This is a genomic window from Limosilactobacillus viscerum (assembly GCF_947387525.1).
GTDB lineage: Bacteria > Bacillota > Bacilli > Lactobacillales > Lactobacillaceae > Limosilactobacillus > Limosilactobacillus viscerum.
The window spans coordinates 1-800 of record NZ_CANDNW010000069.1; the positions used below are offsets into that span (position 1 = coordinate 1).

Sequence of the window (800 nt, forward strand, 5' to 3'; positions counted from 1 at the left end):
CTTTGGTCGTTAAACATATTCTACCCGCTATGGGTTTATTTTTTTAAATCTGTTGCACTTAGATTGTAAATACTCAAGAATAAAAAAAGACGCGACCTTTAAGATCACGTCTTTTTTCGTTTAGCTGAATATTTGGATTAAAATGCCTCCGGTGGGGGTCGAACCCACACTCCCTCAACGGGAACTGGATTTTGAGTCCAGCGCGTCTGCCAATTCCGCCACAGAGGCATCAGCTAACTAAAAGGTGGTAATCGGATTTGAACCGATGATAAAGGTTTTGCAGACCTCTGCCTTACCACTTGGCTATACCACCAAATAGTTAAGATTGAGCAGGATAAAAAACATGCCCAATCAAAAGGGCGGTATGTGGGATTTGAACCCACGCGTGCCGGACCCACAAACCGGTGTGTTAACCAAACTTCACCAATACCGCCAAAATATTCAGTTAAGCAGGGATAGTAGGAATCGAACCCACAATGACGGTTTTGGAGACCGTAGTTATACCGTTTAACTATATCCCTATAAAGTGGAGGAGAGTGGATTCGAACCACCGAACCCGAAGGAATGGATTTACGGTCCATCGCGTTTAGCCAGACTTCGCTACTCCTCCATAAATGGCGCGGGACGGAATCGAACCGCCGACACACGGAGCTTCAATCCGTTGCTCTACCAACTGAGCTACCGAGCCATTGTGTATGGGTGTTAACAACTATTTAGCTGTTAATGGAGGATACAGGGCTCGAACCTGTGACCCTCTGCTTGTAAGGCAGATGCTCTCCCAACTGAGCTAATCCTCCAAA

Annotated in this window: 7 tRNA genes; all 7 read right to left on the bottom strand. The window is 45.9% G+C overall.

Going from position 1 to position 800, the window contains the following annotated elements:
- Nucleotides 1-143: 143 nt before the first annotated feature.
- A tRNA-Leu gene (locus QOS07_RS09245) sits at nucleotides 144-228 on the bottom strand.
- Between the two features lie 14 nt (nucleotides 229-242).
- A tRNA-Cys gene (locus QOS07_RS09250) sits at nucleotides 243-313 on the bottom strand.
- A 45-nt stretch (nucleotides 314-358) separates the two neighbouring features.
- Nucleotides 359-433, bottom strand: a tRNA-His gene (locus QOS07_RS09255).
- A 17-nt stretch (nucleotides 434-450) separates the two neighbouring features.
- A tRNA-Trp gene (locus QOS07_RS09260) sits at nucleotides 451-521 on the bottom strand.
- A 6-nt stretch (nucleotides 522-527) separates the two neighbouring features.
- Nucleotides 528-610: transfer RNA gene (locus tag QOS07_RS09265), tRNA-Tyr, on the bottom strand.
- A 5-nt stretch (nucleotides 611-615) separates the two neighbouring features.
- Nucleotides 616-688 (bottom strand) — tRNA-Phe (locus QOS07_RS09270).
- A gap of 36 nt (nucleotides 689-724) precedes the next feature.
- Nucleotides 725-797: transfer RNA gene (locus QOS07_RS09275), tRNA-Val, on the bottom strand.
- Nucleotides 798-800: the final 3 nt, after the last annotated feature.